Annotated in this window: 24 protein-coding genes; 13 read left to right on the forward strand and 11 right to left on the reverse strand. The window is 56.6% G+C overall.

Annotation, left to right across the window (positions count from 1 at the left end):
- Positions 1–29 precede the first annotated feature (29 nt).
- The 7 genes from aroK to trpS all read left to right on the forward strand — a co-directional run bounded on the left by aroK (position 30) and on the right by trpS (position 6,737).
- On the forward strand, positions 30–551 hold the full coding sequence (gene aroK, locus ENTHG_RS19520) for a shikimate kinase AroK (RefSeq protein ID WP_044183704.1): 522 nt from the start codon (positions 30–32) through the stop codon (positions 549–551).
- 176 nt (positions 552–727) lie between these two features.
- A complete protein-coding gene (aroB, locus tag ENTHG_RS19525) occupies positions 728–1,816 on the forward strand; it encodes a 3-dehydroquinate synthase (protein ID WP_044183706.1) in 1,089 nt (362 codons plus the stop codon).
- A gap of 89 nt (positions 1,817–1,905) precedes the next feature.
- Positions 1,906–3,225: a cell division protein DamX gene (gene damX / locus ENTHG_RS19530; protein WP_044183708.1), complete on the forward strand. Its 1,320-nt coding sequence runs from the start codon at positions 1,906–1,908 to the stop codon at positions 3,223–3,225.
- 185 nt (positions 3,226–3,410) lie between these two features.
- Positions 3,411–4,241 (forward strand): adenine-specific DNA-methyltransferase, encoded by an 831-nt coding sequence (gene dam / locus ENTHG_RS19535; RefSeq protein ID WP_044183711.1) that lies wholly within the window; start codon positions 3,411–3,413, stop codon positions 4,239–4,241.
- Positions 4,242–4,308: 67 nt separating this feature from the next.
- Positions 4,309–4,986 (forward strand): ribulose-phosphate 3-epimerase, encoded by a 678-nt coding sequence (gene rpe / locus ENTHG_RS19540; RefSeq protein ID WP_044183714.1) that lies wholly within the window; start codon positions 4,309–4,311, stop codon positions 4,984–4,986.
- The gene (gene gph / locus ENTHG_RS19545) at positions 4,979–5,740 is read left to right on the forward strand and encodes a phosphoglycolate phosphatase (RefSeq protein WP_044183716.1); all 762 of its coding nucleotides are present in this window, start codon (positions 4,979–4,981) and stop codon (positions 5,738–5,740) included. Before rpe ends, gph begins: the two co-directional genes overlap by 8 nt.
- Positions 5,733–6,737: a tryptophan--tRNA ligase gene (gene trpS / locus ENTHG_RS19550; RefSeq protein ID WP_044183719.1), complete on the forward strand. Its 1,005-nt coding sequence runs from the start codon at positions 5,733–5,735 to the stop codon at positions 6,735–6,737. The genes gph and trpS overlap by 8 nt, the downstream gene beginning before the upstream one ends.
- A gap of 74 nt (positions 6,738–6,811) precedes the next feature.
- Here the strand turns inward: trpS and ENTHG_RS19555 are convergent, their stop codons facing one another.
- The 9 genes from ENTHG_RS19555 to nirB all read right to left on the reverse strand — a co-directional run bounded on the left by ENTHG_RS19555 (position 6,812) and on the right by nirB (position 17,337).
- Positions 6,812–7,543, reverse strand: a complete 732-nt coding sequence (locus ENTHG_RS19555; protein ID WP_044183722.1) for a GntR family transcriptional regulator — start codon at positions 7,541–7,543, stop codon at positions 6,812–6,814.
- A gap of 96 nt (positions 7,544–7,639) precedes the next feature.
- Complete coding sequence (gene frlD, locus ENTHG_RS19560) at positions 7,640–8,425, reverse strand: fructoselysine 6-kinase (RefSeq protein WP_044183725.1); 786 nt, start codon at positions 8,423–8,425, stop codon at positions 7,640–7,642.
- Complete coding sequence (frlC, locus tag ENTHG_RS19565) at positions 8,422–9,252, reverse strand: fructoselysine 3-epimerase (RefSeq protein WP_044183728.1); 831 nt, start codon at positions 9,250–9,252, stop codon at positions 8,422–8,424. Before frlC ends, frlD begins: the two co-directional genes overlap by 4 nt.
- A 49-nt stretch (positions 9,253–9,301) precedes the next feature.
- On the reverse strand, positions 9,302–10,324 hold the full coding sequence (gene frlB, locus ENTHG_RS19570) for a fructoselysine 6-phosphate deglycase (RefSeq protein ID WP_044183730.1): 1,023 nt from the start codon (positions 10,322–10,324) through the stop codon (positions 9,302–9,304).
- Positions 10,325–10,344: 20 nt separating this feature from the next.
- Positions 10,345–11,685: a fructoselysine/psicoselysine transporter FrlA gene (gene frlA / locus ENTHG_RS19575; protein WP_044183734.1), complete on the reverse strand. Its 1,341-nt coding sequence runs from the start codon at positions 11,683–11,685 to the stop codon at positions 10,345–10,347.
- A 400-nt stretch (positions 11,686–12,085) separates the two neighbouring features.
- Positions 12,086–13,450 (reverse strand): siroheme synthase CysG, encoded by a 1,365-nt coding sequence (gene cysG, locus ENTHG_RS19580; protein ID WP_044183737.1) that lies wholly within the window; start codon positions 13,448–13,450, stop codon positions 12,086–12,088.
- Positions 13,451–13,461: 11 nt separating this feature from the next.
- A complete protein-coding gene (nirC, locus tag ENTHG_RS19585) occupies positions 13,462–14,271 on the reverse strand; it encodes a nitrite transporter NirC (RefSeq protein WP_044183740.1) in 810 nt (269 codons plus the stop codon).
- Between the two features lie 199 nt (positions 14,272–14,470).
- Positions 14,471–14,797 (reverse strand): nitrite reductase small subunit NirD, encoded by a 327-nt coding sequence (gene nirD / locus ENTHG_RS19590; protein WP_044183744.1) that lies wholly within the window; start codon positions 14,795–14,797, stop codon positions 14,471–14,473.
- Positions 14,794–17,337: a nitrite reductase large subunit NirB gene (nirB, locus tag ENTHG_RS19595; protein ID WP_044183747.1), complete on the reverse strand. Its 2,544-nt coding sequence runs from the start codon at positions 17,335–17,337 to the stop codon at positions 14,794–14,796. Before nirB ends, nirD begins: the two co-directional genes overlap by 4 nt.
- Positions 17,338–17,773: 436 nt before the next feature.
- On the opposite strand from nirB, the gene ppiA reads away from it, so the two are divergent.
- The 5 genes from ppiA (at position 17,774) to argD (ending at position 21,143) form a co-directional block, all read left to right on the forward strand.
- Positions 17,774–18,346 (forward strand): peptidylprolyl isomerase A, encoded by a 573-nt coding sequence (ppiA, locus tag ENTHG_RS19600; RefSeq protein ID WP_044183751.1) that lies wholly within the window; start codon positions 17,774–17,776, stop codon positions 18,344–18,346.
- Positions 18,347–18,475: 129 nt separating this feature from the next.
- A complete protein-coding gene (locus tag ENTHG_RS19605; protein WP_044183754.1) occupies positions 18,476–18,640 on the forward strand; it encodes a YhfG family protein in 165 nt (54 codons plus the stop codon).
- The gene (locus tag ENTHG_RS19610; protein WP_044183757.1) at positions 18,637–19,239 is read left to right on the forward strand and encodes a putative adenosine monophosphate-protein transferase Fic; all 603 of its coding nucleotides are present in this window, start codon (positions 18,637–18,639) and stop codon (positions 19,237–19,239) included. Before ENTHG_RS19605 ends, ENTHG_RS19610 begins: the two co-directional genes overlap by 4 nt.
- 31 nt (positions 19,240–19,270) lie before the next feature.
- Complete coding sequence (gene pabA / locus ENTHG_RS19615) at positions 19,271–19,843, forward strand: aminodeoxychorismate synthase component 2 (RefSeq protein ID WP_044183760.1); 573 nt, start codon at positions 19,271–19,273, stop codon at positions 19,841–19,843.
- A gap of 79 nt (positions 19,844–19,922) precedes the next feature.
- Positions 19,923–21,143 carry a bifunctional acetylornithine/succinyldiaminopimelate transaminase gene (gene argD, locus ENTHG_RS19620; protein WP_044183763.1) on the forward strand — a complete coding sequence of 407 codons (1,221 nt, stop codon included), beginning with the start codon at positions 19,923–19,925 and terminating at the stop codon, positions 21,141–21,143.
- On the opposite strand, the gene ENTHG_RS19625 is transcribed toward argD, so the two are convergent.
- Both ENTHG_RS19625 and crp read right to left on the reverse strand, forming a co-directional pair.
- Positions 21,140–23,218, reverse strand: a complete 2,079-nt coding sequence (locus ENTHG_RS19625; protein WP_044183766.1) for a YccS/YhfK family putative transporter — start codon at positions 23,216–23,218, stop codon at positions 21,140–21,142. The two genes, argD and ENTHG_RS19625, sit on opposite strands and share 4 nt — an antisense overlap.
- Before the next feature lie 51 nt (positions 23,219–23,269).
- On the reverse strand, positions 23,270–23,902 hold the full coding sequence (gene crp, locus ENTHG_RS19630) for a cAMP-activated global transcriptional regulator CRP (protein ID WP_000242755.1): 633 nt from the start codon (positions 23,900–23,902) through the stop codon (positions 23,270–23,272).
- A 307-nt stretch (positions 23,903–24,209) separates the two neighbouring features.
- Here crp and ENTHG_RS19635 point away from each other — a divergent pair, with 307 nt between their 5' ends.
- Positions 24,210–24,614: an OsmC family protein gene (locus ENTHG_RS19635; protein WP_044183769.1), complete on the forward strand. Its 405-nt coding sequence runs from the start codon at positions 24,210–24,212 to the stop codon at positions 24,612–24,614.
- Positions 24,615–24,687 lie beyond the last annotated feature (73 nt).

Below are 24,687 nucleotides of genomic sequence, written 5' to 3' on the forward strand. Positions count from 1 at the left end.
CAACGAATAGTCTTAGTAGTACCGAAAAAATGGCAGAGAAACGCAATATCTTTCTGGTTGGGCCTATGGGTGCCGGCAAAAGCACTATTGGGCGTCAGTTAGCTCAACAACTCAATATGGAATTTTACGATTCTGATCAAGAGATTGAGAAACGAACCGGAGCTGATGTGGGCTGGGTCTTCGATGTAGAAGGTGAAGAAGGTTTCCGCGATCGCGAAGAAAAAATCATCAATGAGCTAACGGAAAAACAGGGAATTGTACTGGCGACCGGCGGCGGCTCTGTGAAATCTCGCGAAACCCGTAATCGTCTCTCCGCCCGTGGTGTAGTGGTGTATCTGGAAACCACTATCGAAAAGCAGCTGGCTCGTACTCAACGTGACAAAAAACGTCCGCTCTTACAGGTGGAAGCTCCGCCGCGTGAGGTGCTGGAAGCGCTGGCTGACGAACGCAATCCGCTATATGAAGAGATTGCCGACGTAACCATTCGTACTGACGATCAGAGCGCTAAAGTGGTTGCTAACCAGATTATCCATATGCTGGAAAGCAACTAATTCTGGCTTTAAAGCACTTGCCTGCGGGTTTGCGCAGTGGTTGCAGGAATGACTGGATATCCGCAACCCGGCTACCGGGACGTATTTGCATGACTCGCGGGCGCGAGCAGCCAGGTTTCAGAATGACAAACTTATAGCCTGGGGCCAGGCTAAGCATTTAAGGTGGATGTCGCGCAATGGAGAGGATCACAGTCACTCTTGGGGAGCGTAGTTACCCCATTACCATCGCGGCTGGCTTGTTCAACGATCCAGCTTCCTTCTCACCCCTGAAAGCCGGTGACCAGGTGATGCTGGTGACCAATGAAACGCTGGCTCCGCTCTATCTCGACAAGCTTCGTCACGTGCTGGAAACGGCAGGCGTGAAGGTCGACAGCGTCGTGCTACCCGATGGCGAACAGTACAAAAGCCTGGCGGTGCTGGATACGGTGTTTACCGCGCTTTTGCAAAAACCGCACGGTCGTGATACCACTCTCGTTGCGCTTGGCGGCGGTGTCATTGGCGATCTGACCGGCTTTGCCGCCGCCAGCTATCAGCGCGGCGTACGCTTTATCCAGGTGCCTACCACACTCCTTTCTCAGGTCGACTCCTCCGTCGGCGGCAAAACCGCCGTCAACCATCCGCTTGGCAAAAACATGATCGGCGCGTTTTACCAGCCGGCCTCGGTGGTGGTGGATCTTGACTGCCTGAACACGCTGCCTGCCCGCGAGCTCTCTTCCGGTCTGGCGGAAGTGATCAAGTACGGCATCATTCTTGACGGTGAATTTTTCGTCTGGCTTGAAGAGAATCTGGATGCGCTACTGCGTCTGGACGGCGCGGCAATGGCTTACTGTATTCGCCGTTGTTGTGAGCTGAAGGCCGAAGTTGTCGCCGCTGACGAGCGTGAAACAGGCTTACGTGCTTTACTCAATCTGGGCCACACCTTCGGTCACGCCATTGAAGCTGAAATGGGCTATGGCAACTGGCTGCATGGAGAGGCTGTCGCGGCGGGCATGGTCATGGCGGCGCGCGCATCAGAGCGGTTAGGCCAGTTCCGTAACGAAGATACGCAGCGCATTATCACGCTGCTTGAACGCGCAGGTTTGCCGGTGAATGGCCCGCAGGAGATGTCCGCGCAGGCCTATATTCCGCATATGCTGCGCGATAAAAAAGTGCTGGCGGGCGAACTGCGTTTAGTGCTCCCGCTGGCTTTAGGGAAAAGCGAAGTACGTGGCGGAGTGTCACAAGAGGTTGTCCTTGGCGCTATTGCTGATTGTCAGCAGGCGTAATGATTAGAAAGGTTTGCCGCGCGTGCGTGGTGTTTAACTTCGGGTGATGTGCGATTGTCGTTGGCATAAGCCTTTGAGTGGGGTGTTAAATGGATGAATTCAAACCAGAAGACGAGCTGAAACCCGATCCCAGCGATCGTCGTACTGGTCGTTCTCGTCAATCTTCTGAACGTGTTGATGAGCCGCAAATCAACTTTGACGACGTTGAGCTCGACGCCGACGATCGTCGTCCTTCTCGTGCGCGTAAAGCGCGTGATGAACGCGAAGCGTATGAAGAAGATTATGAGCCGGAAGAGGACTCAGTTGACGAGGAGCGTGTAGAACGCCGTCCCCGTAAACGTAAAAAAGCCGCTGCCGCGAAGCCTGCGTCCCGTCAGTACATCATGATGGGGGTTGGCGTTCTGGTGCTGCTGCTGCTGATTGTCGGCATTGGTTCGGCGCTGAAAGCGCCGTCGAACGACACCGCTGCCAGCCAGAATGAGCCGGCCAGCAGAAATATCGATCTCTCCGGCAACGGCGGCGCAGCCGATCAGGCGAATGGCGCTCAGCCTGCTCCTGGCACGACCTCTGCGGAACAGACCGCAGGCGCGTCTTCGCAGCAAGGCCAGGAAGTCACGCTTCCGCCTATCTCCTCTACCCCGTCGCAGAGCCAGACGCCTGCTACCCAGCAGGGCCAGCAGCGTCTTGAAGTACAGGGCGATTTGAACACCGCGCTGTCGCAGCCGCAAAACCAGACGCAAATTGACAGCGCCGTGGCAAGCAGCACCCTGCCGACTGAACCGGCTACCGTCGCGCCGGTGCGCAACGGCGGCGGTTCATCCGCACACAATGCAGCAGCAGGCGAAAGCCATACAACCACCCGTCCAGAGCGCAAAACGGTGGTGATCGAGCCGAAACGCCAGCAGCCGCAGCAGCAGGCGAAAGCGCCGGTCGCTAAAACGGAGCCGAAGGCTGTCGCGCAGGCGCCTAAACGCGCTGAGACCACTCCTGCCGCGCCGGTGAAAGCGCCGACGGCAACGGCGACCACGACGCCGCCAGCAACCGCGCCGAAAGCGCCGGCTGCTACTGCTACTACGACCACAACGCCGCCGAAAACCGCCAGCACCGCTGCGCCGGTTTCAACGGGCAACGTCGGATCGCTGAAATCGGCACCGTCCAGCCACTACACGCTGCAGCTGAGTAGTTCTTCTAACTACAACAACCTGAACGCGTGGGCGAAAAAAGAGAATCTGAAAAACTTTGTGGTCTATGAGACAACCCGTAACGGTCAGCCGTGGTATGTGCTGGTAAGCGGCGTTTATGCTTCGAAAGATGAGGCGAAACGCGCGGTCTCTACGCTACCCGCTGATGTTCAGGCGAAAAACCCCTGGGCCAAACCGCTCAATCAGGTACAGGCCGATCTGCGGTAATTTCATTTCGCCCGTTCTTTAGGGTGCGCCAGTATGGCAACCTTGAAACGTCGACAGCGCAAACTATCGCGCTGTCGATGTCACAAGGTCGCGCCGTCCGCAAGGCAGATAAGTTATGTGTATAAAGCGCAGGATGCTGTTGGAGCTGTCTCCACAGCCGGAGAGAGTGTAATCAATCATCCAGCATGAAAAAAAATCGCGCTTTTCTGAAATGGGCAGGGGGAAAATACCCCCTGCTTGCCGATATAGAACGGCATTTGCCGCAGGGCGAGTGCCTGATCGAGCCCTTTGTGGGCGCAGGTTCGGTATTTCTCAATACCACCTACTCTCGTTACATCCTGGCGGATATCAATAGCGATCTTATTGGGCTTTACAATATTGTTAAAGACCGCGCTGATGAGTATGTTCAGAGCGCGCGGGAGCTGTTTACCGCCTCGACTAACCAGTCTGAAACCTACTATCAGCTACGGGAAGAGTTCAACCAGAGCCAGGACGGGTTCCGTCGGGCGACGCTTTTTCTGTATCTGAATCGCCACGGCTATAACGGCCTGTGCCGCTATAACCTGCGCGGCGAATTCAACGTGCCTTTTGGCCGCTATAAGAAGCCCTACTTCCCGGAAGCGGAGTTGTACCACTTTGCGGAAAAGGCGCAGAATGCCTTTTTTTATTGCGAATCCTATGCGGACAGCATGGCGCGTGCGGATGCTAACTCGGTAGTTTACTGCGACCCGCCGTACGCCCCGCTTTCGGCAACCGCGAATTTTACGGCTTACCATACCAATAGCTTTAGTCTGGAGCAGCAGGCGCATCTGGCGGAGATCGCCGAAAATCTGGTGCGCAACCAGATCCCGGTGCTGATCTCCAATCACGATACCGTGATGACCCGCGAGTGGTATAGTCAGGCAAAGCTCCATGTGGTGAAAGTACGGCGCAGCATCAGCAGTAACGGCGGGACGCGTAAAAAAGTGAACGAACTGCTGGCCTTGTATCACCCGACGGCGGCCAGCCTGAAGTAACGCTCTCGATAATGCGTTCGTCTTCAACCGGTATAATTGACCAGAATTTGTTCAAAAGGAGATGCGGATGACACAGTATTTGATTGCCCCTTCCATTCTGTCGGCGGATTTTGCCCGTCTGGGCGAAGACACAGCCAGCGCGCTGGCCGCAGGTGGAGATGTGGTTCATTTTGATGTTATGGACAACCACTATGTGCCGAACCTGACGATGGGCCCAATGGTGCTGAAATCGCTGCGCAAGTATGGCATCACCGCGCCGATTGATGTCCACCTGATGGTAAAGCCCGTCGATCGGCTGGTACCTGATTTTGCCGCCGCCGGCGCCAGCATCATTACCTTTCATCCCGAGGCCTCAGAACATATCGATCGCACATTGCAGCTGATTAAAGAGCATGGCTGCAAAGCAGGGCTGGTCTTTAACCCGGCCACGCCGCTGAGCTATCTCGATTACGTGATGGATAAGCTGGACGTTATCTTGCTGATGTCGGTTAACCCAGGCTTCGGCGGGCAATCATTTATTCCTCATACCCTGGAAAAGCTGCGTGAAGTGCGTCGCCGCATTGACGCATCCGGCTTCGACATTCGCCTGGAGGTAGACGGCGGCGTGAAAGCCAGCAATATCGCAGAGATCGCGGCGGCAGGGGCGGATATGTTTGTCGCGGGCTCGGCCATTTTTGACCAGCCGGATTACAAAAAAGTGATTGATGAAATGCGCAGTGAACTGGCAAAGGTAAGTCATGGTTAAGATGCAGGCGATTCGAGGAGTAGCGTTCGATCTGGACGGCACGCTGGTGGACAGCGCGCCGGGTTTAACCGCGGCGGTGGATAACGCCCTGTACGCGCTGGAGCTGCCGCAGGCGGGTGAAGCGCGGGTAATTACCTGGATTGGCAACGGTGCGGATGTGCTGATGTCCCGCGCGTTGGCGTGGTCGCTGCAGGAGCGTAACGCGCAGCGTGCCGCCATCGGCAAGCCCGCTATCGACAGCGCCGATATTCCGCAGGAAGAGCAGGCGTTTATGCTGCGTAAGCTGTTCGACCGCTATTACGCCGAGTCGGTGAAAGAGGGGAGCGTTCTCTTTCCTGACGTGGCGCAGACGCTGGCGGCGCTGCATGGTAAGGGCCTGCCGCTGGCGCTGGTGACCAATAAACCCACCCCCTTCGTCGCGCCGCTGCTCGAAGCGCTGGGCATCGATAGCTATTTTGATGTGGTTATCGGCGGTGACGACGTGAAGAACAAAAAGCCGCACCCGGAACCGCTGCTGCTGGTGGCCGAAAAGCTGGCTCTCGCGCCGGGTGAACTGCTGTTCGTTGGCGATTCGCGCAACGATATTCTCGCCGCTCGCGCCGCAGGCTGTTGCTCTGTAGGGCTGACCTATGGTTACAATTACGGCGAACCGATTACTTTAAGCGAGCCGGACTATGTGTTCGACCGCTTTAACGAACTACTGCCCGCGCTCGGGCTCCCGCACAGTGAAACTCAGGAAGTGAAAAATGACTAAGCCCATCGTATTCAGCGGCGCACAGCCCTCAGGTGAATTGACCATTGGTAATTACATGGGTGCGCTGCGTCAATGGGTGAACATGCAGGATGACTATCACTGTATCTACTGCATCGTTGACCAGCACGCCATTACCGTGCGTCAGGATCCGCAGCAGCTGCGTAAAGCGACGCTTGATACTCTGGCGCTCTACCTGGCGTGCGGGATCGATCCTGAAAAAAGCACCATCTTCGTACAGTCTCACGTGCCGGAGCATGCGCAGCTGAGCTGGGCGCTGAACTGCTACACCTACTTCGGCGAACTGAGCCGCATGACCCAGTTCAAAGATAAATCTTCCCGCTATGCGGAAAACATCAACGCCGGGCTGTTTGATTATCCGGTACTGATGGCGGCGGACATTCTGCTTTACCAGACCAACCAGGTGCCGGTAGGGGAAGATCAGAAACAGCATCTGGAGCTGAGCCGCGATATCGCCCAGCGTTTTAATGCCATCTACGGCGACGTCTTCAAAGTGCCGGAGCCGTTTATTCCGAAATCCGGCGCGCGCGTGATGTCCCTGCTGGAGCCGACGAAGAAAATGTCCAAGTCCGACGATAACCGCAACAACGTTATCGGCCTGCTGGAAGATCCGAAATCGGTCGTGAAGAAGATCAAACGCGCGGTGACCGACTCCGAAGAGCCGCCGGTAGTGCGTTACGATATTAAAGAGAAAGCGGGCGTTTCTAACCTGCTGGATATCCTCTCCGCCGTGACCGGCCAGAGCATTGCCGAGCTGGAGCAGCACTTCGAGGGTAAAATGTATGGTCACCTGAAAGGTGAAGTGGCGGATGCGGTATCCGGTATGTTGACCGAGCTGCAGGCGCGCTACCACCATTTCCGTGATGACGAAGCCCTGCTGCAGAAGATCATGAAGGAAGGGGCGGATAAAGCCAGCGCCCGCGCGTCGGAAACGCTGAAAAAAGTCTACGAAGCCATTGGTTTCGTGGCGAAGCCGTAAGCCTACGAATCCTTCACCCTAACCAGAAGGTAGCCCGGATAAGGCGTCTTTACGCCGCATCCGGGATGTTCTGGCTACGCGTGCTGGTTATCAATGGTCAGCGTAATTCGGTTGGCCCGGCAGAACAGCTCGGAAACGTGCACCGGTTTGTTATGCTGATCGAAGGCGATTTTGCTGATGCGAAACAGCGGCTCGCCCAGTTCACACTTGAGCCACTGCACCTGCGAACGGGTGGCAGCGAAAATATCGATCGTTTTTTTATCGCTCACTACCCGCGTGTCAAAATGCTTTTGAAACAGCTGGTAGGTTGATGCCCCTTCTGTGTAATGCTCGTCAAATTGCGGATAGCGCGACAGCGGGATCCACGAGCTGTCGATAAACAGCGGCTCCTTGTCGAGATACATCACCCGGCTCAAATGAAACACTTCGCTATTACCGGGAATATTCAGCTTTTCACAAAAGGGGGCGGCGGAGATACGCGCCTGCTCTATCACCTTCTCTTTGGTCGGCTTACCCTGTGAAACGCCAAAATCGGTAAAACCGCTGACGGTCAGCAAGGCGTTTTCCACCTTCTGGCTTTGTACAAACGTTCCTTTTCCTTGCCAGCGAATCAGCACCCCATCCGCCACCAGATCGCTGATAGCCTTGCGAATGGTTATCCTGCTTACGTTGTACTGCGCGCACAGTTCACTTTCGGTAGGGATCTGCTGCCCGGCTTTGTAGATGCCCTGAGCGATATCATCCAGCAGACGCTGGCGTACCGTGGCGTAGAGCAGTTGATGAGAATAGCGGTCCGTAGCTGGCATGGCTCAACCCTGAAAAGAATGGAATAGGGGAATTATAGGGTTGTTTATCAGCGAGTAACAGAGCGCTGGCATGATGCGGCTCATGCCAGCGACGGATTACCATGCTCCGTGGTACTGGATTGTGCGCGCCGCGCTGAGCGTACCCTGCTCCATGGCGACGGGAAGCGGCCTGCCGCAGGCCCAGGCGCAGAGGAAACCTGCGATATACGAATCTCCGGCGCCCATGGTGTCCACCACATCGACCCGGGCGGCGGCCTGGCGGTAAAACCGCTCGCCATCCCAGGCGATGCTGCCATTTTCGCCCAGCGTGACGATAGCTATGCCCGCGCCGTGCGCAACTATCGCCTGCATACGCGCCCGTAACGCCGCATCCTCCTGCTGCGCCGAGGCGAAGGCGAAATCAAGATGCGGCGGCAAAGTCTGCCAGAGGGGGCTGTCCCACTTATCCGCAAAGTCAAAAGCGGTCACTTTGCCCGCCGCGTGCAGCCGGGGAAAGGCGTGTTCAGCGTGGCCCCAGATGGCGGAGTGGATGATATCGTAGCCCTCAAGCCAGGCGTAATCATGCTCATCCAGAGTGAAGTCCGCCATCACCCCTTCGGTATAATCGCCCAGTACCCGATCGTTGCCTTTCAGCTCGACCTGCGTTTGCGCGGTCACGCCGCATTTCACATGCACGTGACAGGTATCGACGCCCATTCTGGCCAGGTCGTCTTTTAACATCCGGCCATATTCGTCTTCGCCAACCCAGGTCACGCAACCCGGCTGCATGCCGTAGCGGGTGCTGTAAACCGCCACGTTTACCGCATTGCCGCCGGAAAAGGCTTTGCCCAGGTGCGGGTAGATATCGACGCAGTTATCGCCGATGGTTGCCAGCCGTTTCATGGGCGCGCCTCCGGTAGCAACGCGCGAAAGCGTTCCAGCGCCTGGCGGGCAAACAGCCGCGGCTCGTTCATGTACATGGTCACCAGTTCGATGGTGCAGTAGCCGTCGTAGCCGCTGGCGATAACATCTTGCATCAGTTCCCGCAGCGGCATTTTCCCTTCGCCGGGAATGTAGTGGCTGTCGCTCGCGCCGTCGCTGTCGACAATATGCAGATGGCGCAGCTTATCGCCAAGCTTAGTGAAGTAGCTCATCACCGGCTCGCCCTGTACCCAGGGGGCGCAGATATCAATCATGCTGTACAGGCGCGGCGAGGGGACAAGGGAAAGGGCGCGCAGCACGTCATTGGCGTTACGAACCACATTCGACTCATACGGCGTAAGCGGTTCCAGCACCAGGTCCATCTCAATCTCCTGCGCGTATTCGCACAGCTCATGCAGGTTGTCGGCGAGACGCTGCCAGATAACATCCGGCGTGGTCAGGTAACCTGCGTGGGCGGCGGAGATCAGCGTAAACCCGGCGTTCATCTCTTTGGCCATATCCATAGCCAGCTTGATCATCTCCAGGCTCTCACGGCGCATGCGCTCATCGCCCAGCATCATATTCCACGGATAGCCGTTGGTTTCCGGCGTGTAGCCGATAATCGGCAACTGGTACGTTCGGGCCAGCTCTTTAATTTTCCTGATGCCGCCCGCTTTCAGGTCCGGGGCGAAGGCGTGAGGACGCCCGCCCCACAGTTCGATACCGTCATAGCCCAGCTCATGGGCGTCACGAAACGCCTCTTCAACCGGTAAACGCTGGTGGCCGCAGGTAAACATGCCTGTTTTCATTGCTCTTCTCCTTTCGGGAAAACCGGCCCGGACGGGCCGGATAGCGAAATCAATACTCCACAAGCCCACCGTAATAACGGCGTTCATCCGGGTTGTGATCTTTGTAAATCGACAGGTAGTAGCAGAGCCACTCCATCGGCACGAACATCAGAAACGGCGCCAGCCACGGATGCAGGCCCTGGGCGATATCGGCGTAATCAATAACGATGACGTTATCGGTACGCGCTTTGACAAAGCGGATGGCGCGCTCGGTGGTGTGACGGCTTTCGTCATTACCCAGCAGGAACAGGAACGGTACGCCGGGCTCCACTACTTCAAGCGGGCCGTGACGGAACTCGCCGCTCTCGATAACCGAGCCGTGTGTCCAGGTGAATTCCATCAGGGTAACGATCCCTTCCTTATATCCCAGCGGGCGCAGCGGGCCAGCGGAAACGGTGTAGATCATCGGCCATGAGCTGGCCTGTTCGCCGAGCTGACGGCCTTTCTCTTCCCAGTTGCGCACCAGGTGGCCCAGCGCCTGCGGCAGTTTCTGCAGGTCGGTTTTGATCTTGCCGATTTCCGCATGCGGCGCGAGGCGGGTTACCATCTCCAGCACCACGCTGTAGCAGAGCAACAGATGGATTTCCCAGATGCAGTCGGCCTGGTAGTCCACCACATACTCCACCGGGACGGTGATCGGGCTGTCCGGTTTTTTCGTGAAGGCGGCGGTGAGCGCGCCGCAGGCCCGGCCTAACTCTAACGCCTTAATGACCTCTTCGGTCTTGCCGTAATCCGACACGCCAATCACCGCGCAGCGGCTGTCCAGGCGGTGCGGCGTGTTGTCGCAAAACTCCCAGCCGGACATGGCGTAAACCTGTAAATCTGAATAACGATCCGCAAGATGTTTCGCCGTTTGCGCAGCGTTGAGCGGCGATCCGCAGGCCACGAAATAGATCCGGTCGATACCGCGACGAAGCATTTCATCAACAATGCCGTGAACGCGGGGCACATCCTGTTGCAGAACTTTCTCCACTTCCGACACCATATTTTCGGTAACCAGGAAATCCACGGTGCTTTTATCAATATCCAACATGTAACGTTCTCCAGACGGGTTTACGAAAGTGCGGCCAGCCGACGGTTGCGCTTTTCCCAGAAGGCGTAAGCAGGCAGGCCGGTGGCGATAACGATCAGGGCGCAGACCAGACCAGGAATGGGCGCCCAGACAAAGGTAGAGGCGACAAGGATCAGGCTTGAGCCGATGGCGGCGAAGGTCATCAGGCCAAACAGGGGCGTGCGCCAGAGCGGTTTATAGTCGTCGCGTTTGCGACACCAGATAATCGAGCCGAAGGTGAGGGTGTTTTTGAAGCACATCACCAGCGTGAAGTAGCCAAGCAGGCTGGTCAGATCGGAAACAAAGATGAAGAAGATCCCCAGCGCCCCCTGTAAAACGATCGACACATCCGGGGTGTTGTATTTCGGGTGCACATGGGCGAAGCATTTGAAAAAGAGCTTATCTTTCGCCATCGCATACTCCAGGCGCGGCTGGTACATCACGCAGCTGGAGAGCGAGCCAAGAATAACGATCATCGCGGTGATCGCCACAAAAATACCCGCCATGCTGCCCAGCGCCGGAATGTAGGTCAGCGCGTCGGAAATGGGGGTTCCTGAGGCCGCCAGTTTTTCAAAAGGCATCAGGCCGGAGATAACCAGCGCCAGCAGAGAATAGAGCACTAATACCAGCAGGCAGGAGCCAATCAGCGCGCGCGGCATCGTCTTACCGGGATTTTTGATTTCGCCGGTCATATAGCAAATTGAGGCCATGCCGGTATAAGACCAACTGGTGGCCGATACTCCTGCCAGCAGCGCCATAATGCCGGAGGCGGCGGTAACGGTGGCCGTTGTCTCCGGCACGGTGAAGTTATCGGTTTTGAACCAGAAAATACCGATGCCGATAACAATGGTGAAAGGAATAATTTTGGCGATTGTGATGAGCGTCTGGAAGGCGGCGCCGCCTTCAACGGAACGCAGGTGCAGCAGCATAAACATGATGATAAGCCCCGTCGCCACCAGCTTGCCGGTAAGCGGGTCGAGCGGCATCAGAAAGCCGAGATTGCTGACCACCGCCAGCGCCATAATCGACAATGAAGGGGCATCGTTCGCCCAGAAGCTCGCCCAGCCGGAGAGAAAGGCCAGCGGGCGGCTACCTGCATTTTTCAGATAGACATAATCGGCGCCGTTTTCCGGGTAGGCGGTAGAGAGTTCAGCGTAAACGCACATCTGCGGAATGACGATCAGGCCGCCAATGACGAAGGCGAGTACGGTTAACCACGGCGAGCCTGCCGCTTTTGCTACTTCTCCCACTGAAACGAAAATACCGGAACCGACGGTGGTGCCGACGGCGATGGCGAGCACGGCCCAGAAGCCGAGCTTGCGTTGAAGTTCCTGGCTTTCCATATCAATACCTTTTTTAGAATGTTGTATGTAGGGTCAAAAGGGCGTCGTCTGAAAGCCGCCGACAGCCAACGGTTGCTTTGCTATATGACGACACATAATCAATATAACAACATATGATGAATTGTATTGTGGAGAGAGATCACAAAATTGCTACCGGCTAGCAACTGTATTGTTATGGAATGATTAACGTATTGAATTTAATGCAGAAAAATATAGGCGAGGTCCCGGATGCGGCGTAACGCCTTATCCGGGCTACAAAAACTACAGCGCTGCCTGATGCGTAGCCCGGGTAAGCGCAAGCGCACCCGGGAATGCCGTATGCGGCGTAACGCCTTATCCGGGCTACGAAAACTTCAGCGCTACATGATGTGTCGCCCGGGTAAGCGCACCCGGGAATCTCTTAAAACCATTTAAGCTTGTCGCGCAGACCAACGACGCGACCAACGATAATGAGCGCCGGGCTTTCCACCCGCTGGGCGAGTGCGGCCAGCTCCGTCAGAACGCCGCTCTCGACGCGCTGTTTTACCGAGGTGCCATTTTCTACCAGCGCGACGGGCATATCCGCCTGCATACCGTACTCAATCAATTTTTCCTGAATGGTCGCCGCCTGGTTCAGCCCCATATAGAAGACCAGGGTCTGTTTTTCCGCCGCCAGGTTCGCCCAGTCGAGCTCGCCGCCGGTTTTTAAATGGCCGGTAACCAGACGCACGCTCTGGGCGAAATCGCGGTGGGTCAGAGGGATGCCTGAATAGGCAGAGCAGCCGGAGGCGGCGGTGATGCCCGGCACGACCGAGAAGGGGATCCCGGCGTGACACAGCGTTTCCAGCTCTTCGCCGCCGCGCCCGAAGATAAACGGGTCGCCCCCTTTCAGGCGTACCACCCGTTTGCCCTTTTGCGCTTCCCGCAGCAGGATCTGGTTAATCTCTTCCTGCGGCACGCAGTGGTAGCCAGCGCGCTTGCCGACGAATACGCGATCGGCGTCGCGGCGCACGAGATTCATGATTTCATCAGAGACCAGCCGGTCGTAGACCACCACATCGGCCTGCTGAATCTGCTGTAACCCTTTAAGCGTGAGCAGTCCGGCGTCCCCTGGCCCTGCGCCCACCAGCACCACTTCGCCATGATGGTCCAGCGGTTCGGCAAGCAGCTGCTCCGTTATCTTTGTCACGGCGGGCATATCCTGGTTCGCCAGCGACTGGGCCAGCCTGTCGTTCACAAACAGCTTTTCCCAGAAGCGGCGACGTTCAGCAATGCTGGCGAAGCTCTCCTTCACCCGACGACGCAGCTTACCGGCATAGCTTGCCACATGGCCGAGATGCTGGGGCAGCAGCGACTCCAGCTTTTCCCGTAGCAGGCGGGCCAGCACCGGCGAGGTGCCGCCGGAAGAGACCGCCACCATCAGCGGCGAACGGTCGATAATCGATGGCATGATGAAACTCGCCTGCTTCGGCGCGTCCACCACGTTGCAGAAGATACGGCGCGATTCCGCCGCGTTGCTAACCCGCTGATTGACGGCTTCATCATCGGTAGCCGCAATCACCAGCCAGCAGGGATCGAGCAGGCTTTCGTTAAAGTCGCCTTCTGCCAGGGTTAGCATCCCTTCGTTCGCCCAGGCGTAAAACTGGGGAACGAAGGTGAGTGAGTTAACGGTAAGCCGTGCACCCGCATCCATTAAAAGCCGTGCTTTACGCTCTGCGACTTCGCCGCCGCCGACCAGCAGACAGGCGCGTTCACGTAGTTGACAAAATATGGGTAAATGGTCCACGACACTACCTCTTAGTTATTGATTGCCGCTTCGCTGTGAGCAGCTTTTACCGGAGACGGGCGCTCCGCTTTCGGCGTAGCATACCAGTAACCCAGGCCCATAAACACGGCACCGGACAAAGTATTGCCGAGTGTTACCCACAGCAGGTTGTGGCCAATGCCGGAGAGGGTATAGGCATCGCTGTGATGACCGAACCAGGAGAGGGCGAACAGCGTCATGTTGGCGACGGAGTGCTCGTAGCCGGAGGCGATAAAAGCCAGCAGACACCACCAGATAGCGAGGAATTTCGCCGCCCCTTCGGTACGGATCGCCATCCAGATCGCCAGGCAAACCAGCCAGTTGCAGAGCGCGCCTTTAAAGAACAGTACGCCTGCGGGCGCAGAGGTTTTTGCCAGCGCCACGGCATGCACCAGGCTGGTATCGACCGGCAACAGGCTGCCGCCGCCCCAGCTGTAAAGCAGCGCGACAAAGACCGAGCCGATAAGGTTGCCAAGCCAGGTTTGCGGCAGGATCGTCCACATCTGGCCGTGGCTGATGGTGCCTGCTTTCACGCCCAGCGTGAGGAACATCGTGTGACCGGTAAAGAGTTCAGAACCGGCGATGATCACCAGCGTTAAAGCGATACCGAAGGTCGCACCCATAACCAGCGGGCGCACGGCGGGGTCAAGCAGGTTGCCAAGGGTGAAAATCAAAATAATCCCTAAGCCTACATAAGCGCCAGCCATGGCGGAGCTTATCCAGAAACCTACCGGGTTATTGGTCGAGAGGCGTGAAATGCGCGCAGCGTTAGCCGCACACTTATTAATGGTGTCGGTAAACATAGTGATTATCCTTTACACTTCATCCTTCGCGCTGCCTCTTTGTTGGCCGCCTTCACTTACCCCAGTCATATAGTGAACTATGCTGCTGGGGAGTCGTTCAGTTGCCGCTGCGAGGCAGCACAAATGATTCGTGTAAAAAGTTGAAAGGCTCCCAGAGGGGAGAAAATTTTAAAGCGGGGGTATTGCACCCCCATATTCATCAGCCTCTCAGCTGCACCTGGCCGTCCTTCACGCGAACGTCATAGTGCTCAACAGAGCGGCTTTCGTCTTCCATGCACAGCCCGTCACGCAGGCGGAAACGCTGCTTTTTCAGCGGGCTTGCTACCCACAGTTCGCCGTTATGCTCGGCAATCAGACCGCGGGAAAGCACGCTCGCTTCAAAGAACGGGTCGATATTGCTGATGGCGAAAACCTGCTCGTCATGACGCGGGCGGAAAATCGCCACCTGCTTATCATTCACCAGCGCGCAGACGCCCGTGGCGGGGATGATGTCGTCGATTGTGCAGACGGTGTTCCACTGGCTCATACGGTTTCCTCCACCAGTTTGACCGGAATGCGTTCATACGGCGTTGCCGGGCGATGTTGCTCGCGCTCTGGCACCACCTGAACGTTAGGGTCGCGTTTGTCGCTGTTGATAAAGTGTTTGAAGCGTACCTGCGCCTGCGGATTGTTGACGGTCTCGGTCCACTCGCAGATCACCGCATCGCGCAGGCGGGCCATTTCGGCCTCCAGCTGTTCGTTCAACCCCAGCTTGTTGTCGATAATGACGCTTCTGAGGTAGTCGATGCCGCCTTCCAGATTGTCCAGCCATGAAGCGGTACGGGTCAGTTTGTCCGCCGTACGGATGTAGAACATCATAAAGCGGTCAAGGTATTTGAGCAGGGTCTCACGATCCAGATCCGCCGCCAGCAGGTCCGCGTGGCGCGGTTTCATGCCGCCGTTACCGCAAACGTACAGATTCCAGCCTTTTTCAGTGGCGATAATGCCCACGTCTTTCCCCTGCGCTTCCGCACATTCACGGGTACAGCCGGAGACGCCGAACTTCATCTTGTGCGGCGTGCGGATACCTTTGTAGCGGTTTTCCAGCTCGACGCCGAAGCCCACGCTGTCACCCACGCCATAACGGCACCAGGTGCTGCCGACGCAGGTCTTCGCCATGCGCAGCGCTTTGGCGTAGGCGTGGCCGGTTTCGAAACCTGCTTCAATGAGCTGACGCCAGATCTCCGGCAGGTCGTCTTTCTGCGCGCCGAACAGACCGATACGCTGGGAGCCGGTGATTTTGGTGTAGAGATTAAATTCGCGGGCGACGCGGCCGATAGCAACCAATCCTTCCGGGGTGATTTCGCCGCCGGCGGAGCGCGGAATAACCGAGTAGGTGCCGTCCTTCTGGATGTTCGCCAGGAAGTTGTCGTTGGTGTCCTGCAGCGGCGTATGCTGCGGTTTCAGCACATATTCATTCCAGCAGGAGGCCAGCAGGGAGCCGACGGTCGGTTTACAGACTTCGCAGCCGTAACCTTTGCCGTGTTTTTCCAGCAGTTCGTCGAAGGATTTAATCCCTTCCACGCGAATCAGGTGATACAGCTCCTGACGGGAGTAAGCGAAGTGTTCGCACAGGTTGTTATTAACTTCTATGCCCTGTTTCGCCAGCTCGGCGTTCAGCACCTGGGTCACCAGCGGAATACAGCCGCCGCAGCCGGTGCCGGCTTTGGTTTCCGCTTTCAGCGCCGCGACGGTGTGGCAGCCTTTGTTGATAGCGGCAACCAGCATGCCTTTGGTAACGTCGAAGCAGGAACAAATTTGCGCGCTGTCCGGCAGTTTATCAACGCCGATAGAGGGCTTACCGCTGCCTGCATGGGCTGGCAGAATCAGCGCGTCCGGGTTTTCCGGCAGCTCGATGGCGTTCAGCACCAGCTGCAGCAGGTTGCCGAAATCGCTGGTGTCGCCCACCAGCACCGCGCCGAGCAGGGTTTTATTGTCCGGGCTGACAATCAGCCGTTTATAAACTTCTTTGCTTTCATCAAGGTAGACATAGCTGCGTGCGCCCGGCGTGCGGCCATGCGCGTCACCGATCCCGCCTACATCCACGCCCAGCAATTTCAGCTTGGCGCTCAGATCCGCGCCTTCGAAGGCATTGGCGGTGCCGAGGATATGGTCGACCGCGACCTGGGCCATTTTGTAGCCCGGCGCCACCAGACCATAAACGCGGTTGTTCCAGCTGGCGCACTCGCCGATGGCGTAGATATCCGGGTCAGAGGTCTGGCAGGCATCGTTAATCATGATGCCGCCGCGCTGAGCGACGGCCAGGCCGCACTGGGTTGCCAGTTTGTCGCGCGGGCGGATACCGGTAGAGAAGACGATAAAATCCACTTCCAGCTCGCTGCCGTCGGCAAAGCGCATGGTTTTACGCGCCTCGGTGCCTTCCTGCACGATCTCTTTGGTATTTTTGCTGGTGTGCACGCGCACGCCCATGCTCTCGATTTTGCGTTTGAGCTGTTCGCCGCCCATCTGATCGAGCTGTTCGGCCATCAGCATCGGGGCAAACTCAATGACGTGCGTCTCCACGCCGAGGTTTTTCAGCGCGCCAGCCGCTTCCAGACCGAGCAGACCGCCGCCGACTACCGCGCCGCGACGGCTTCGACGGGCGCAGGCTTCAATGGCGTTGAGATCTTCAATGGTGCGGTAGACAAAGCAGTCCTGGGTTTCAGAGCCTTTAATGGGCGGGATCCAGGGGTAAGAGCCGGTCGCCATGATCAGCTTGTCGTAGTAGACGGTGCGCCCGGCGCTGGAGTGGATCACCTTTTCCTGACGGTTAATGGTGATCGCGCGTTCGCCAACCAGCACGTTCACGCCATGCTTTTCATAAAAACCTTCACGAACCAGCGACAGCTCCTCCGCAGTATGGTGCGAGAAGTAAGAAGACAGGTGAACGCGATCGTAGGCTTTACGGGGTTCTTCACAAAACACGGTAATGTCGAACAGGGAGGCATCGGCTTTATCGAGAAGATCCTCAATAAAACGGTGGCCGACCATGCCGTTACCGATGATAGCGAGTTTGACTTTGCTCATTTTTGCCTCGATTTCTTTTCTATTACTGCCTACCTTAACGATTCAGCTGGCGCGATTATTGATGCAAATCAATTACACCTTTGCCTACTCCTTAATGGGTAGATGATTGATTTTTCGCGTTTTTTATAAGTCACGGATCTTTCAGGCAATTCACGTTTGCGGAAATAATAAGCAAAAATCGGCGGGGAATTTGGCAAATGCCTGAAACAGGGTTTCAGGATTAATACCTCAGGATAAAGGGGATTTTAGGCGCTAAAACGGCGGGATTTATAAGTTCGGTGAATGCTTTACCGGGCGGTAAATGGTCCGGAGGCTGTGTCCAGCCGTAACAGATGTTTCAATTGCGTAAAATTAAGTAAAACGCTGGCCTGGCGGCGGTGTGCTCTTTAAAATCAAGCCATTCGCTTTCGTACCTGCATTTCGTTAAGGATACCTCATGGTTAAATCGACTCTGGCGGCTGTTGCGGCTGTTTTTGCCCTCTCTGCTTTCTCTTCCTCTGCGCTGGCGGCAAAAGGCGATCCTCATGTTCTGCTTACCACGTCCGCGGGCAACATCGAGCTGGAGTTGAACAGCCAGAAAGCGCCGGTATCGGTGAAAAACTTTGTTGATTATGTGAACAGTGGTTTTTATAACAACACCACGTTTCACCGCGTGATCCCAGGCTTCATGGTGCAGGGCGGCGGCTTTAACGAACAGATGCAGCAGAAACAGCCTAACCCGCCCATCAAAAACGAAGCCGATAACGGCCTGCGCAACACGCGCGGCACCATCGCCATGGCGCGCACCGCAGATAAAGACAGCGCCACCAGCCAGTTCTTTATCAACGTGGCTGACAACGCTTTCCTCGATCACGGCCAGCGCGATTTTGGCTATGCCGTCTTCGGTAAAGTTGTGAAAGGCATGGACGTGGCGGATAAAATCTCTCAGGTGCCGACCCATGACGTTGGTCCGTATCAAAATGTGCCGACAAAACCGGTAGTTATCCTCTCGGCGAAGGTTCTGCCATAACGCCGTTTCGCACGGGCTGCTCTGGTCCGTGCTTTCCTCTCTTTCTGCTGTAAACCTACCCGCACCCTGCGTAACGCCAATTTGCTGCTTATACTTTCAGGCACATGAGCGTGACATCAGGGAGGCGTTATGCCGAAAAAACTCACTGACCGACAAAAATCCCGTCTCTGGGAGCAGTATCGCAACGTCAATTTCCAGGCCAGCCGTCGACTCGAAGGGGTGGACAGCCCGCTGGTAACGCTCACGCCCGACGAGGCCGAGGCTCGACTGGCAGAAATTAAGGGGGCGCAATGAGTGATAAAGTAGGCGACGACCGCGACCCGTATCTCTACGCGGGTATCAATGTCATGCGAAACTTACTGGGCATCCGTCAGGCCCAGCGGCTTGAGCAGACAGCCTGGGAGCTGACGGCTTTACGGGCCGCCACGCTGGATATTGGTCCCGTCGCACGCGGCCTGCCGCATCTGAGCGCCATCCACCGTCATCTTTACCAGGATATTTTTGAGTGGGCAGGGCAGTTTCGTGAGGTAGATATCTACCAGGGCGACACCCGTTTTTGCCACTTTGCCTATATCGAGAATGAAGGTAATGCGCTGATGCAGTCCCTGGAAGATGAGGACTGGCTGCAAGGGCTGGAAAAAGCGCAGTTTATCGAGCGGCTGGCGCACTATTATTGCGAAATCAATATGCTCCATCCGTTTCGCGTGGGGAACGGCATCACGCAGCGCATCTTCTTTGAACAGCTGGCGCTGCATGCCGGATACCGTCTCGACTGGCGTGACATCGACCCGGAAAAGTGGCGCGAAGCTAACCAGACCGGCGCGATGGGCGACCTTGCGCCCCTCAACGCTATCTTTGCTAAAGTGGTGAGCGAAGCCGGGGAAACTGAGTAGAATAGGGCGGCTATTTTTTCACGAGGCCGCCATGATTCTGCTTATCGACAATTACGACTCTTTTACCTGGAATCTGTATCAGTATTTTTGCGAGCTGGGCGCGCAGGTAGAGGTCAGGCGTAATGATGAGATTACGCTTGCTGACGTTGCGTTAATGTCGCCCGCCAGCATTGTCATCTCTCCTGGCCCCTGCACGCCGGATGAGTCCGGCGTATCGCTGGAGGTCATTCGTCACTATGCGGGCAGGCTGCCGATGCTGGGCGTCTGCCTGGGCCACCAGGCTATCGCCCAGGTTTTTGGCGCGCGCATTGTCCGGGCGCAGCAGGTTATGCACGGCAAGACTTCGCCAGTCACCCACACGGGCGAAGGCGTCTTTCACGGGCTGAATAACCCGCTCACCGTCACCCGCTACCACTCCCTGCTTATCGATCCCCCTTCGCTGCCGGACTGCTTCACGGTCACCGCCTGGAGCGAAAAGCAGGAGATTATGGGGATCCGCCACCGCGAATGGGATCTGGAGGGGGTACAGTTCCATCCCGAGAGTATTCTGAGCGAGCAGGGCCATGCCTTACTGAATAACTTTCTGCATCGCAGCCATTTTTAGTTGCTATAAAGTGATTTTTTAAGCATATTTTGTGATTATATTTTCACTTCTGTTTTTTGCTTAAAAAAGGGTGAGGTACATGGCAACTGAACACACAGCAATCACACGGTCAACATTCGATGAAGTCATCCTGCCAATTTATGCACCGGCAGATTTTATTCCGGTTAAGGGAAAAGGCAGCCGCGTATGGGACCAGCAGGGCAAAGAGTATGTTGATTTCGCGGGCGGCATCGCGGTAACGGCGCTGGGCCACTGCCATCCGGCGCTGGTTGAGGCGCTGAAAACTCAGGGTGAAACGCTGTGGCACACCAGCAATGTCTTTACCAACGAGCCCGCGCTGCGGCTGGCGCGTAAAATCATTGATGCCTCCTTTGCTGAACGCGTTGTCTTTATGAACTCCGGCACCGAGGCCAACGAAACCGCGTTTAAGCTGGCCCGCCATTACGCCTGCGTGCGCCACAGCCCTTTCAAAAGCAAAATCATCGCCTTTCATAACGCGTTTCATGGCCGGTCGCTGTTCACCGTTTCCGTTGGCGGCCAGCCCAAATATTCCGACGGCTTCGGACCAAAACCGGCGGATATCGTCCATGTGCCGTTTAACGATCTGCACGCGGTAAAAGCGGTGATGGATGACCACACCTGCGCGGTGGTGGTTGAGCCGATTCAGGGTGAGGGCGGCGTGACCGCCGCGACGCCGGAGTTTTTGCAGGGGCTGCGCGCGCTGTGCGATGAGCATCAAGCCCTGCTGGTGTTTGACGAGGTGCAGAGCGGAATGGGGCGCAGCGGCGAACTGTTTGCCTATATGCACTACGGCGTGATCCCGGACATCCTCACCAGCGCGAAAGCGCTCGGCGGCGGTTTTCCCATTAGCGCCATGCTCACTACGCAAGACATTGCCAGCGCCTTCCACGCCGGTTCTCACGGCTCCACCTACGGCGGCAACCCGCTGGCCTGCGCGGTAGCAGGCGCGGCATTCGATATCATTAATACCCCGGAAGTACTGAACGGCGTCAATGAGAAGCGCGCGCTGTTCGTTAAGCATCTGGAAAAAATTAACCAACAGTACGATCTGTTCAGCGATATTCGCGGCATGGGCCTGCTGATTGGCGCCGAGCTTAAGCCGCAGTATAAGGGCCGGGCGCGTGATTTCCTCTATGCGGCAGCCGGGGAGGGGGTGATGGTGCTTAATGCCGGCCCTGACGTCATGCGTTTTGCGCCGTCGCTGGTGGTCGAAGAGAGCGATATTGATGAAGGCATGGCCCGCTTTGCGAAGGCGGCGGCCAGCGTGATTAACGGTTAAGAGCGTAACCGCCGTTTAAGCCAGCTGCCGTGATGCGGGCGTTGACGCCATGCCACTGACGAAATAGTGTGCATGGTGTTGAGGTGGCCGAGAATACGCTGCAGATGCTGCTCCAGCGTACTCATCGGCCCGTGCGTCATGGTCTCTGGCGATTCCAGAATATTCACGTCCCCGGAGCTTCCCGGCCCGTCATACTCCAGCCGCTGCTGACAGCGTTGCAGGGCGATTTCACAGGACTGCAAATACCGCTGCGCCAGGTCGGGGGTCAGCATCGTATGCTCCCGCGCCAGAGTGGTCATGGCGTTAATGTGCTCAACGATAAACTGGCTGTGGGTGACCCACAGCTTCATATCTGACAGGTAGCGGGTATCAAACCCTGGCTCCTGCATCGCCTGATTTAACGAGTTGAACAGCGCATTATGCGCCTGGTTGACGCGCATTCGCTGGTAGGCCAGCGGCGTGGCCTGCGGATCGTCACTTAAGATCAGTCGGATGGCATCCTGATAGGTTTCCAGTGCGTCATGGGCGTTGCGTCGTAGCAGGCCGCTTTGCCACTGCGGCCACAGCCAGACGATGCCGCCGAAGGCGATCAGGCAGCCAATCAGCGTATCGATAAGCCGGGCAACGATAAACTGATCGCCATTCAGGGTGAGCAGCTGCAGCGTATAAACCGCCGTCAGGGTAAAGCCTACCATCGCCCAGCCGTAGCTTTTGCGGATAATCAGATAGCTGACCAGCGTGACCACCAGCATGCAGAGTAGAGTAAAGGCATCCGGCAGATGGTAGTGCAGGGTAATGCCCGCGATAATCAGCCCCGCCATCGTTCCCGCCGAACGGTGCAGAATGCGCACGCGCGTTGCGCCGTAGCCGTTTTGGGTGACGAACATCACCGTCATCAGTATCCAGTAAGGCTTCGGCAGATTGAGCGCGCTGCCCATCAGGCTGGCGATGCTGAGCATCACGCTGATGCGGGCGGCGTTACGCAGGGCGGTCGATTTCAGCGACAGATAGCTTTTAAGCGCCGGGATGAGCGGCAGACGACGTTGTTTTTCCGCCATTAAGTTACGCACGTAGAGCGGGCGCTGGGTACGCAGCACGCGGGCTATCTGGCTGAAATGCCAGGCGCAAAACTGGCCTACCGGGTTGTCCGGGTGCTGACGGGCGATCTTTTCCAGCGCGCCAATCTGCTTATCCATTGAAAAGCGCTGCGGATAACGGTGATAGAGAATATCGTCCGCCATCACCCGCAGGCGCGCGGCCACCGTCTGGGCATTCCAGCGAATGACCTCTTCGGCGTGGCTCTGTTCCACCAGCGCCTGAACCTCTTCGGGCTGGTGCAGGCTGACGGAGATATGTTCCTGCAAATCCAGGGCCACCTGGAAGACCCGGCGCAGCCTTTTATATTCGCCGTGTTTGTTGCCCGACAGCATATGCAGCTGTTGGTAGCACTGGCTGATAAGGTCGACCGCTTTTTGCTGGCGCGCCAGCAGCGGCGGCAGCGCTTTTTCCGGGTCAGCATGCTGGGTCAGCAGGCTATATTTTGCTTCGCAATAGTCCGCCAGCTGCCGGTAAAGCAGGCTAATGGATTCACGCAGCGGCTGCTCCCTCCACAGCCAGAACCAGAAGGCGTTGAACGCCCCGTACCAGCAGGTGCCCAGCCCGTAGATAAGCAGCGGCTCCCACACCGGCATATTTCCGGCAAGGCTCAGGGTAAAGATGGCGGCAATCAGCGAGGCGGGCAAAAGCCTGGCGTGCAGCGCGCTTATCTCCGCCGTGACGCCAAGTATCATCGCCAGCGCGGTGAGGATCAGCGGCAGAGGGATATTTTGCGCCAGCAGCAGTTGCACCGCCAGGCTACAGCCGGCAAACAGCGAGCCGCCGATGACCACGCGTTTAAAAAACCGTTTATGGGGGGTATCAAGACCGGCGATATTGCAGCAGGCGGGAACGAGCGAGAAGAGTAACCCCAGGTCCAGGCGGCCTGCGATCAAACCCACAATCACAGGGATGCTTAACACCAGCGTTTGCCGCAGTGCGTAGTTTATTTCCGGGTGGTAGATCAGCCTGCGCCACATGGGGAGACAAACAAAAACGGCGCGTCTTTAACAACGCGCCGTCCGGGGAAATTAACGTGTACCGTACACGACGATAGTTTTACCGTGCGCGGAAATAAGGTTTTGATCTTCCAGCATCTTCAGGATGCGGCCTACTGTTTCGCGGGAACAGCCGACAATCTGACCAATTTCCTGACGGGTAATTTTGATCTGCATACCGTCCGGGTGGGTCATGGCGTCGGGTTGTTTCGCCAGATTCAGCAGCGTCTGCGCGATGCGGCCCGTTACGTCGAGGAAGGCGAGGTTACCCACTTTCTCTGACGTGACCTGCAGGCGACGCGCCATCTGAGCGGACAGGCGCATCAGAATATCCGGGTTCACCTGGATTAGCTGGCGGAATTTTTTATAGGAAATTTCAGCCACTTCACAAGCTGTCTTGGCGCGTACCCATGCGCTACGCTCCTGACCCTCTTCGAACAGACCCAGTTCACCAATGAAATCTCCCTGGTTCAGGTAAGAGAGGATCATCTCTTTACCTTCTTCATCCTTGATCAGCACAGCCACTGAGCCTTTGACGATGTAATACAACGTTTCCGCTTTTTCACCCTGGTGAATCAGCGTGCTCTTCGATGGGTACTTATGAATATGGCAATGGGACAAGAACCATTCGAGAGTCGGGTCTGTTTGCGGTTTGCCAAGCACCATGCGCGGTTTTCCTCTGTTATAAGCTGGCTCCAGACGCTGGATTCACATATTGCGTCCGGGGTTGCAATCTCTCTTCCCGTTACCTGGGAAGTGGACCGTCAGATGTGCCTGCGGCCTGTATTATGTGATGTCCTCTGCATACATGCATAACGTCAATGTATCACTGTAGCATTCTGTCTGTTTTAGCATAGGTTTTGTCGGCTGTCTCCTGGTGTCTCGCTTCAGCTTGACGCAAGTCGCCTTCCGTTGCGCCTTTTCTTATGTACGCGTAATCTGTAAAGAAAATCGCAACTGCGGAGTAAACAAAATGCAAGCTCGTGTGAAGTGGGTAGAAGGGTTAACGTTCATTGGCGAGTCTGCCTCCGGACACCAGGTGCTGATGGACGGCAATTCCGGCGACAAAGCGCCAAGTCCGATGGAGATGGTGTTAATGGCGGCGGGCGGCTGCAGCGCGATTGACGTGGTCTCTATCCTGCAAAAAGGCCGTCATGACGTGACGGATTGCGAAGTGAAGCTGACGTCCGAACGTCGTGAAGAAGCGCCGCGCCTGTTCACGCACATTAATCTGCACTTCATCGTTACCGGCAAAGGGTTGAAAGACGCCGCGGTATCCCGGGCGGTGGATCTTTCCGCCGAGAAGTACTGTTCGGTGGCGCTGATGCTGGAAAAAGCAGTCAATATTACCCACTCGTATGAGGTGGTCGAGGGGTGAGATAGTGGGGGGGCTGGTGCGGTCTGGTGCCCTCACCCCGGCCCTCTCCCACAGGGAGAGGGAGCAAACCCTA

The organism is Phytobacter massiliensis JC163, assembly GCF_000321045.1.
GTDB lineage: Bacteria > Pseudomonadota > Gammaproteobacteria > Enterobacterales > Enterobacteriaceae > Phytobacter_A > Phytobacter_A massiliensis.

Bases quoted from the DNA above. Each gene is read 5' to 3' on its own strand.
- crp (WP_000242755.1), bottom strand. From the start codon at position 23,902: ATGGTGCTTGGCAAACCGCAAACAGACCCGACTCTCGAATGGTTCTTG.
- gph (WP_044183716.1), top strand. From the start codon at position 4,979: ATGGTTAAGATGCAGGCGATTCGAGGAGTAGCGTTCGATCTGGACGGC.
- nirD (WP_044183744.1), bottom strand. From the start codon at position 14,797: ATGAGCCAGTGGAACACCGTCTGCACAATCGACGACATCATCCCCGCC.
- dam (WP_044183711.1), top strand. From the start codon at position 3,411: ATGAAAAAAAATCGCGCTTTTCTGAAATGGGCAGGGGGAAAATACCCC.
- frlB (WP_044183730.1), bottom strand. From the start codon at position 10,324: ATGTTGGATATTGATAAAAGCACCGTGGATTTCCTGGTTACCGAAAAT.
- frlD (WP_044183725.1), bottom strand. From the start codon at position 8,425: ATGAAACGGCTGGCAACCATCGGCGATAACTGCGTCGATATCTACCCG.
- ENTHG_RS19555 (WP_044183722.1), bottom strand. From the start codon at position 7,543: ATGCCAGCTACGGACCGCTATTCTCATCAACTGCTCTACGCCACGGTA.
- ppiA (WP_044183751.1), top strand. From the start codon at position 17,774: ATGGTTAAATCGACTCTGGCGGCTGTTGCGGCTGTTTTTGCCCTCTCT.
- frlC (WP_044183728.1), bottom strand. From the start codon at position 9,252: ATGAAAACAGGCATGTTTACCTGCGGCCACCAGCGTTTACCGGTTGAA.
- aroK (WP_044183704.1), top strand. From the start codon at position 30: ATGGCAGAGAAACGCAATATCTTTCTGGTTGGGCCTATGGGTGCCGGC.
- ENTHG_RS19605 (WP_044183754.1), top strand. From the start codon at position 18,476: ATGCCGAAAAAACTCACTGACCGACAAAAATCCCGTCTCTGGGAGCAG.
- nirC (WP_044183740.1), bottom strand. From the start codon at position 14,271: ATGTTTACCGACACCATTAATAAGTGTGCGGCTAACGCTGCGCGCATT.
- trpS (WP_044183719.1), top strand. From the start codon at position 5,733: ATGACTAAGCCCATCGTATTCAGCGGCGCACAGCCCTCAGGTGAATTG.
- rpe (WP_044183714.1), top strand. From the start codon at position 4,309: ATGACACAGTATTTGATTGCCCCTTCCATTCTGTCGGCGGATTTTGCC.
- pabA (WP_044183760.1), top strand. From the start codon at position 19,271: ATGATTCTGCTTATCGACAATTACGACTCTTTTACCTGGAATCTGTAT.
- ENTHG_RS19625 (WP_044183766.1), bottom strand. From the start codon at position 23,218: ATGTGGCGCAGGCTGATCTACCACCCGGAAATAAACTACGCACTGCGG.
- frlA (WP_044183734.1), bottom strand. From the start codon at position 11,685: ATGGAAAGCCAGGAACTTCAACGCAAGCTCGGCTTCTGGGCCGTGCTC.
- ENTHG_RS19610 (WP_044183757.1), top strand. From the start codon at position 18,637: ATGAGTGATAAAGTAGGCGACGACCGCGACCCGTATCTCTACGCGGGT.
- argD (WP_044183763.1), top strand. From the start codon at position 19,923: ATGGCAACTGAACACACAGCAATCACACGGTCAACATTCGATGAAGTC.
- aroB (WP_044183706.1), top strand. From the start codon at position 728: ATGGAGAGGATCACAGTCACTCTTGGGGAGCGTAGTTACCCCATTACC.
- damX (WP_044183708.1), top strand. From the start codon at position 1,906: ATGGATGAATTCAAACCAGAAGACGAGCTGAAACCCGATCCCAGCGAT.
- nirB (WP_044183747.1), bottom strand. From the start codon at position 17,337: ATGAGCAAAGTCAAACTCGCTATCATCGGTAACGGCATGGTCGGCCAC.
- ENTHG_RS19635 (WP_044183769.1), top strand. From the start codon at position 24,210: ATGCAAGCTCGTGTGAAGTGGGTAGAAGGGTTAACGTTCATTGGCGAG.